This window comes from Shigella sp. FC1544, from assembly GCF_001722145.1.
GTDB classification, from domain to species: domain Bacteria; phylum Pseudomonadota; class Gammaproteobacteria; order Enterobacterales; family Enterobacteriaceae; genus Escherichia; species Escherichia coli.
Genome location: NZ_MECT01000079.1, coordinates 1 through 8,257, shown reverse-complemented (window position 1 = coordinate 8,257; position 8,257 = coordinate 1). Strand labels below are relative to the sequence as shown.

Here is an 8,257-nt window from a genome sequence, read left to right as displayed (position 1 = left end):
TTTCTGGTGCGTACCGGGCTGAGAGGCGGTGTAAGTGAACTGTAGTTGCCATGTTTTACGGCAATGAGAGCAGAGATAGCGCTGATGTCCGGCAGTGCTTTTGCCGTTACGCACCACGCCTTCAGTAGCGGAGCAGGAAGGACATCTGATGGAAATGGAAGCCACGCAAGCACCTTAAAATCACCATCATACACTAAATCAGTAAGTTGGCAGCATTACCGATGGCTTTAATCTCTGGATTCTGACGGTCTTTCGCCGGGCAAACTTCGACGCACAGGTTACAACCGGTGCAATCTTCCGGAGCCACCTGCAAGACATATTTCTGCCCGCGCATATCACGCGATTTCACATCCGGCGAATGCAGGCTGGCAGGGGCGTTTTCCATCGCTTCGGGTGGTACCACTTTTGCGCGAATAGCTGAGTGTGGGCAAGCGGCGACGCAGTGGTTACATTGGGTACAGAGTTCCTCTTTCCAGATGGGGATCTCTTCGGCGATATTGCGTTTTTCCCAGCGAGTGGTCCCCATCGGCCAGGTGCCGTCTGGCGGCAGCGCCGAAACGGGGAGGGCATCACCAAGCCCTGCGAGCATCGCTGCGGTTACGGTTTTCACGAAATCAGGGGCGGCATCGGAAACCACTGGCGGTCGATTGGCGCTGTGCGGATTTACCGGTTGCAACGGAACTTCTTCTACGGATTCACGCGCCAGCGCCAGAGCCTGCCAGTTGCCTTCCACCAGATCCTGGCCTTTGCTACTGTAACTTTTGGCAATCGCACCCTGCAATTCTGCGAGGGCGCTATCGCCAGGCAGAATTTGCGTCAGATGGAAAAAAGCCATCTGCATGACGGTATTAATACGGGCCGCCAGGCCACATTCGCGGGCGATTTTCGCCGCGTTAATCACATAGAAGCGCGCTTTTTTCTGGTTTAACACGGCCTGAACTTCTTGCGGCAAGCGCGACCACACTTCATCTGCGCTGTACGGCGTGTTGAGCAGGAAAATACCGCCAGGTTTTAAACGCTCAGCCATCTGATATTTATCGATAAACTGCAACTGGTGGCAGCCAACAAAATCAGCCTGGGAAATGAGATAAGCGGAACGAATCGGCTGTTCGCTCACGCGAAGGTGAGAAACCGTCAGGCCGCCCGCTTTTTTGGAGTCGTAAACAAAATAGCCCTGTGCGTACCACGGCGTGGAATTACCGATAATCTTGATATTGTTTTTGGTCGCGGAAACGCTGCCATCACTACCAAGGCCATAAAACAAGGCTTCAAGTTTCGCCGAGTTTGGCTGGGTGTTTTCCGGCAACGGCAGGGACAGATTGGTTACATCATCGTAAATACCAACCGTAAAGCGCGCTTTCGGTTTAGCCGCGTTGAGCTCGGCAAATACCGCCAGTACACAGTCCGGGCCAAATTCTTTGGATGAAAGACCATAGCGCCCACCAATGATACGGGGCAGAGTTTCGCGCTTGCCATTATTAAAGGCTTCTGCCAGTGCGGTCATCACATCCAGATAGAGCGGTTCTGCCTGGGCACCGGGTTCTTTGGTTCTGTCCAGTACCGCCACGCTGCGTACGGATCCCGGTAGAGTTTGTAGCAAGTGTTTGGCTGAGAAGGGGCGGTACAGGCGAACTTTCAGCACGCCGACTTTTTCGCCACGGGTTAGCAATTCATCAACCACTTCTTCACAGGTGCCAATGGCTGAGCCCATCAGGATAATCACCCGTTCAGCTTGCGGATGCCCGTAATATTCAAACGGCTGATACTGACGACCTGTCGCGGCAGAGAAATCATTCATCGCCTGTTCAACATGGTCATAGACTGCGTTGTACCAGGGGTTGGTGGCTTCGCGAGACTGGAAATAAGTGTCAGGATTGGCGGACGTACCACGGATCACCGGATGTTCCGGGTTGAGCGCCCGGGCGCGATGAGCATCAATTTCGGCCTGCGGCATGAGATCAAGAATCGTGTCATCGGCCAGCGGGACTATTTTATTGATTTCGTGGGACGTGCGGAAACCATCAAAGAAATGAATAAATGGCACGCGGCTTTTCAGCGTCGCGATGTGCGAAATGAGAGCAAAGTCTTGCGCTTCCTGGACGTTTGCCGCACACAACATCGCGCAACCCGTCTGGCGCACCGCCATGACGTCGGAATGATCGCCAAAAATAGAGAGTGCATGTGTGGCAACGGTACGTGCCGCTACATGCAGGACAAACGGTGTGAGTTCGCCTGCCAGTTTGTACAGTGTCGGGATCATCAGCAGCAAACCCTGCGATGACGTAAACGATGTTGAAAGGGCACCCGTCTGCAAAGCGCCATGCACGGTAGCGATAGCACCCGCTTCCGACTGCATTTCAACCACGCGTGGTGTGTCTCCCCAAACGTTCTTCAAGCCGTTTCCGGCCCAGGCATCAGCCTGTTCTGCCATCGTGGAACTGGGGGTAATAGGGTAGATGGCGATAACTTCACTGGTGCGAAACGCCACCGAAGCAACCGCGCCATTACTGTCAATAGTAATCATATGACACCCTTACATTGCGCAAATGAGGGGCGCACGAAATTGCTGCGCGCCCAGTAGTAATCTTTCAATTTTAGCAAATGGCTTTCTTCTGCATTTTCGCTTTTGTGTCCCCCACATCAGCGTAATGAATGTTTTGATCAAACAGAGGGCAAAAAAATAGCCATAAAAAAGTAAAAATGCGGGGCAACGCGCAGGACAGCTCTCGATGTCGCCCTCTGTGCTGCCTATTATTTATGGCGGTGTCGTTTGGCTTGAAGATCAGAGGAAGAAAAGATGCGAGCAGCGTTTTGGGTAGGGTGTGCCGCTTTATTGTTGTCGGCGTGTAGTAGTGAACCTGTTCAGCAGGCGACTGCGGCGCACGTAGCGCCAGGTTTAAAAGCGTCGATGTCCAGTAGTGGAGAAGCAAATTGTGCAATGATCGGCGGTTCGCTTTCTGTTGCCCGTCAACTGGATGGCACGGCGATTGGGATGTGTGCATTACCCAACGGCAAACGCTGTAGCGAACAGTCACTTGCCGCCGGGAGCTGTGGCAGCTATTAATTCATTAAATCCGCCAGCTTATAAGTTAATGTCTGTTTCGCGGTCGCCAGCGTTAACTGGTTCGCGGTCAGATCCACTTGTGCACCTTCTTTCAGCATTTCGCTAATGGTGTTATCGAGTTCATTAAGCTGCGGGTTAGCGCACATCATACGGGTCATTGCCAGCCCTTTGGCTGTCAGTTCACCATTAGACAGTTTGCCTTCACCGCTAAAGCGGTTACACATGCTGCCGGAAATCATCATTTTTTCACCAAAGCTGATTTCTGGCGGATTTTTATCGCTGGTCACGGGCTTACCGTTTACGCTTTCCAGCACAAAGCGATGATGCTGTAGCTGTTCTGGCGTAACAGCAATTTTGTCATTACTTACACATCCCGCCATCAGCAGGCTTAGCGCAACAAACGCGGCTACTTTCTTCATTGTGGTTCTCAATTACAGTTTCTGACTCAGGACTATTTTAAGAATAGAGAATGAAAGGTCATTGGGGATTATCTGAATCAGCTCCCCTGGATTGCAGGGGAGCTGCAACATTAAACCAGTTCGTTCGGGCAGGTTTCGCCTTTTTCCAGATTGCTTAAGTTTTGCAGCGTAGTCTGAGAAATACTGGTCAGAGCTTCTGCTGTCAGGAATGCCTGGTGCCCGGTAAACAGCACGTTGTGGCAGGCAGACAGGCGACGGAATACGTCATCCTGGATCACGTCGTTGGATTTATCTTCAAAGAACAGATCGCGTTCGTTCTCATACACGTCCATACCCAACGAACCAATTTTCTGATTTTTCAGCGCTTCAATTGCTGCCTGAGAATCAATCAATGCACCGCGACTGGTATTGACGATCATCACGCCATTTTTCATCTGATCGAAGGCGGCTTCGTTCAACAGATGGTAGTTTTCCGGTGTCAGCGGGCAGTGCAGAGAGATAACGTCTGATTCAGAGAACAGGGTTGGCAGATCGACATACTCCACACCGAGTTCCAGCGCCGCTGCACTTGGATACGGATCGAACGCCAGCAGACGCATACCAAAACCTTTCAGAATGCGCAGCATCGCCACACCGATTTTACCGGTACCGATAACGCCTGCCGTTTTGCCATACATAGTAAAGCCGGTCAGACCTTCCAGAGAGAAGTTAGCGTCACGGGTACGCTGATACGCGCGGTGAATACGGCGGTTCAGCGTCATCATCATACCGATGGCGTGTTCAGCAACGGCCTCTGGATCATAGGCTGGAACACGGACTACTTTCAGCCCCAGTTCTTTTGCCGCATCAAGGTCGACGTTATTGAAACCGGCACAGCGCAGGGCGATATATTTAACGCCGTGCTTTTTCAGCTCTTCCAGCACCGGGCGGCTGCCGTCATCGTTTACGAAAATACATACCGCTTCGCAGCCATTGGCAGTTTTAGCGGTTTTTTCCGTCAGCAGAAAGTCAAAAAATTCCAGCTCAAAGCCAAAGGACTCGTTCACCTGTTGCAGGTACTTCTTGTCGTACTGTTTTGTGCTATAAACGGCGAGTTTCATAAGACTTTCTCCAGTGATGTTGAATCACATTTAAGCCACTAAAAATATTTTACAAAATTTCAAATATAATTGAAAACCATGGCGATATTGAAAAATTCATCAACAACTATGCTTAGTGTAGGCGCAACCTTCAACTGAACGGTTAAACATGCCACAATACCCGTATTGAATGCTTAATTTTTCGCTAAATCAGGATATTAACTACCCATGCTGGGTAAATATAAAGCCGTTCTCGCGCTGTTATTACTGATTATTCTTGTGCCGTTGACGCTGCTGATGACGCTCGGGCTGTGGGTTCCCACGATGGCGGGCATCTGGCTACCGCTCGGGACACGTATTGCATTAGATGAAAGCCCACGCATTACGCGTAAAGGTTTAATCATTCCCGATCTCCGTTATCTGGTGGGAGATTGTCAGCTTGCGCATATCACCAACGCCAGCCTTTCACATCCCAGCCGCTGGTTATTGAACGTCGGCACGGTAGAACTTGATTCTGCTTGTCTGGCGAAATTGCCGCAGACGGAGCAATCGCCAGCTGCTCCAAAAACCCTCGCGCAGTGGCAGTCCATGCTGCCTAACACCTGGATCAATATCGATAAACTGATTTTTTCTCCCTGGCAGGAATGGCAGGGAAAACTCTCTCTCGCATTAACCTCTGATATCCAGCAACTGCGTTATCAGGGCGAAAAAGTTAAATTTCAAGGCCAGCTGAAAGGGCAACAACTTACAGTCAGCGAACTGGATGTCATCGCGTTTGAATATCAGCCGCCGGTTAAACTGGTGGGGGAATTTACTATGCCGCTCGTGCCGGATGGACTTCCTGTAAGTGGGCATGCTACTGCGACGTTAAACTTGCCGCAGGAACCGTCACTGGTGGATGCAGAGCTGGACTGGCAGGAAAATAGCGGGCAATTGATTGTGCTGGCACGTGATAACGGCGATCCGTTGCTCGATTTGCCGTGGCAAATTACTCGTCAACAATTGACCGTAAGCGATGGTCGCTGGAGTTGGCCGTATGCAGGTTTTCCTTTGAGTGGCCGACTGGGTGTCAAAGTCGACAACTGGCAGGCAGGGCTTGAGAACGCTCTGATCAGCGGACGACTGAGTGTGCTGACCCAGGGGCAAGCGGGTAAAGGCAACGCGGTGCTAAATTTTGGCCCAGGAAAATTAAGCATGGATAACAGCCAGCTGCCTCTGCAGCTGACCGGTGAAGCGAAACAGGCGGACCTCATTTTATATGCCCGCTTACCTGCGCAGCTAAGTGGAAGTCTGACTGACCCAACGCTGGCCTTTGAGCCAGGCGCGTTACTTCGTTCAAAGGGAAGAGTCATCGATTCGCTGGACATCGATGAAATCCGCTGGCCTTTAGCGGGTGTAAAAGTCACCCAACGTGGTGTTGACGGACGTTTGCAGGCCATTTTGCAGGCGCATGAAAATGAACTGGGCGATTTCGTGCTGCATATGGATGGGCTGGCGAATGATTTTCTCCCTGACGCGGGCCGCTGGCAGTGGCGCTACTGGGGAAAAGGCAGTTTTACACCGATGAATGCCACCTGGGATGTCGCAGGAAAAGGTGAATGGCATGACAGCACGATTACGCTGACCGACCTCTCCACCGGTTTCGACCAGTTACAATACGGTACGATGACGGTAGAAAAGCCGCGATTAATTCTGGACAAGCCCGTCGTCTGGGTACGTGACGCACAGCATCCCTCCTTCAGCGGCGCGCTGTCACTGGACGCCGGGCAAACGCTGTTCACTGGCGGCAGTGTGTTACCGCCATCAACCTTAAAATTTAGCGTCGATGGGCGCGATCCGACGTATTTCCTCTTTAAAGGCGATTTACATGCTGGTGAGATTGGCCCGGTTCGGGTAAATGGTCGCTGGGACGGTATTCGTCTGCGCGGTAACGCCTGGTGGCCAAAACAATCACTGACTGTATTCCAGCCGCTGGTGCCACCCGACTGGAAGATGAACTTACGCGATGGTGAACTGTATGCTCAGGTTGCATTTTCTGCTGCGCCTGAACAAGGATTCCGCGCGGGAGGGCACGGCGTGTTGAAAGGCGGTAGTGCCTGGATGCCAGATAATCAGGTTAACGGTGTCGATTTTGTCCTGCCTTTCCGTTTTGCCGATGGAGCCTGGCATCTGGGGACTCGCGGCCCCGTTACGTTGCGAATTGCCGAAGTGATTAATCTGGTGACAGCGAAAAATATTACGGCTGATTTGCAAGGGCGTTATCCGTGGACTGAAGAAGAACCCTTGCTGTTGACTGATGTTAGCGTCGATGTGTTAGGCGGTAACGTACTGATGAAACAATTACGTATGCCGCAACATGACCCGGCGCTGTTGCGGCTGAATAATCTCTCATCCAGCGAACTGGTTAGCGCCGTCAATCCGAAACAATTCGCCATGTCCGGGGCATTTAGTGGTGCATTGCCGTTATGGCTAAACAACGAAAAATGGATAGTGAAAGATGGTTGGCTGGCAAATAGCGGGCCAATGACCTTGCGGCTGGATAAAGACACCGCAGATGCGGTGGTGAAAGACAATATGACTGCGGGTTCAGCAATTAACTGGTTGCGCTATATGGAAATTAGCCGTTCATCGACAAATATTAATTTAGATAATCTCGGTTTATTAACCATGCAGGCCAACATTACAGGTACCAGTCGCGTTGATGGTAAAAGCGGTACGGTAAACCTTAATTACCATCATGAAGAGAATATTTTTACGCTGTGGCGCAGTTTACGCTTTGGCGATAATCTCCAGGCATGGTTGGAGCAGAACGCACGTCTGCCGGGAAATGACTGTCCGCAAGGAAAAGAGTGTGAGGAAAAACAATGAAAATTTTACTGGCTGCGTTGACGTCATCTTTTATGCTGGCTGCCTGTACGCCGCGTATTGAAGTCGCTGCGCCCAAGGATCCGATCACTATCAATATGAACGTTAAAATTGAGCATGAGATCATCATCAAGGCAGACAAAGATGTCGAAGAGCTGCTTGAAACTCGTAGCGATCTTTACTGAGGCGATGATGAAGAAAACATTACTTCTTTGTGCGTTTCTTGTTGGGCTGGTAAGCAGCAATGTAATGGCATTGACTCTGGATGAAGCCAGAACGCAGGGGCGGGTCGGGGAAACATTTTATGGTTATCTGGTTGCGCTGAAAACGGATGCTGAAACAGAGAAATTAGTAACCGACATTAATGCCGAACGTAAAGCGAGTTACCAACAACTGGCAAAGCAAAATAATGTGTCTATAGATGATATCGCGAAACTCGCCGGGCAAAAGCTCGTAGCTCGGGCCAAACCGGGGGAATATGTACAAGGGATAAACGGTAAATGGGTACGAAAATTGGTAAAGACTCCAACTTACTGATAGTGTTTTATGTTCAGATAATGCCCGATGACCTTGTCATGCAGCTCCACCGATTTTGAGAACGACAGTGACTTCCGTCCCAGCCTTGCCAGATGTTGTCTCAGATTCAGATTATGTCGCTCAATGCGCTGAGTGTAACGCTTGCTGATAACGTGCAGCTTTCCCTTCAGGCGTGATTCATACAGCGGCCAGCCATCCGTCATCCATACCACGACCTCAAAGGCCGACAGCAGGCTCAGAAGACGCTCCAGTGTGGCCAGAGTGCGTTCACCGAAGACGTGCGCCACAACCGT

Annotated in this window: 7 protein-coding genes and 2 pseudogenes; 4 read left to right on the top strand and 5 right to left on the bottom strand. The window is 51.0% G+C overall.

The features are described 5' to 3' along the window. Window positions 1–165 (bottom strand): IS1 family transposase (locus tag BGK49_RS25555; protein ID WP_047664789.1); only part of this gene is annotated, 165 nt, incomplete at its 3' end. A 37-nt stretch (window positions 166–202) separates the two neighbouring features. Further along, window positions 203–2,524, bottom strand: a pseudogene (gene nifJ, locus BGK49_RS05915) (pyruvate:ferredoxin (flavodoxin) oxidoreductase); the annotation flags it as partial. Window positions 2,525–2,797: 273 nt separating this feature from the next. Between nifJ and BGK49_RS05910 the strand changes: the two are divergent. Then, the gene (locus BGK49_RS05910; protein WP_001295715.1) at window positions 2,798–3,064 is read left to right on the top strand and encodes a putative hemolysin; all 267 of its coding nucleotides are present in this window, start codon (window positions 2,798–2,800) and stop codon (window positions 3,062–3,064) included. On the opposite strand, the gene hslJ is transcribed toward BGK49_RS05910, so the two are convergent. Continuing rightward, a complete protein-coding gene (hslJ, locus tag BGK49_RS05905; protein ID WP_001298828.1) occupies window positions 3,061–3,483 on the bottom strand; it encodes a heat shock protein HslJ in 423 nt (140 codons plus the stop codon). The genes BGK49_RS05910 and hslJ overlap by 4 nt on opposite strands. A gap of 110 nt (window positions 3,484–3,593) precedes the next feature. Then, window positions 3,594–4,583 (bottom strand): D-lactate dehydrogenase, encoded by a 990-nt coding sequence (ldhA, locus tag BGK49_RS05900; RefSeq protein WP_000762229.1) that lies wholly within the window; start codon window positions 4,581–4,583, stop codon window positions 3,594–3,596. Window positions 4,584–4,790: 207 nt separating this feature from the next. Here ldhA and BGK49_RS05895 point away from each other — a divergent pair, with 207 nt between their 5' ends. The 3 genes from BGK49_RS05895 to BGK49_RS05885 are packed head-to-tail and all read left to right on the top strand — an operon-like array spanning window position 4,791 to window position 7,964. Beyond that, window positions 4,791–7,430: a YdbH family protein gene (locus BGK49_RS05895; protein ID WP_000901014.1), complete on the top strand. Its 2,640-nt coding sequence runs from the start codon at window positions 4,791–4,793 to the stop codon at window positions 7,428–7,430. Continuing rightward, window positions 7,427–7,612: a YnbE family lipoprotein gene (locus BGK49_RS05890; protein ID WP_000698139.1), complete on the top strand. Its 186-nt coding sequence runs from the start codon at window positions 7,427–7,429 to the stop codon at window positions 7,610–7,612. The genes BGK49_RS05895 and BGK49_RS05890 overlap by 4 nt, the downstream gene beginning before the upstream one ends. 4 nt (window positions 7,613–7,616) lie before the next feature. Continuing rightward, a complete protein-coding gene (locus BGK49_RS05885) occupies window positions 7,617–7,964 on the top strand; it encodes a YdbL family probable chaperone protein (RefSeq protein ID WP_000976700.1) in 348 nt (115 codons plus the stop codon). Here the strand turns inward: BGK49_RS05885 and BGK49_RS05880 are convergent. Beyond that, window positions 7,958–8,257: pseudogene (locus BGK49_RS05880) on the bottom strand (IS1-like element IS1X2 family transposase); the annotation flags it as partial. The gene BGK49_RS05885 and the pseudogene BGK49_RS05880 sit on opposite strands and share 7 nt — an antisense overlap.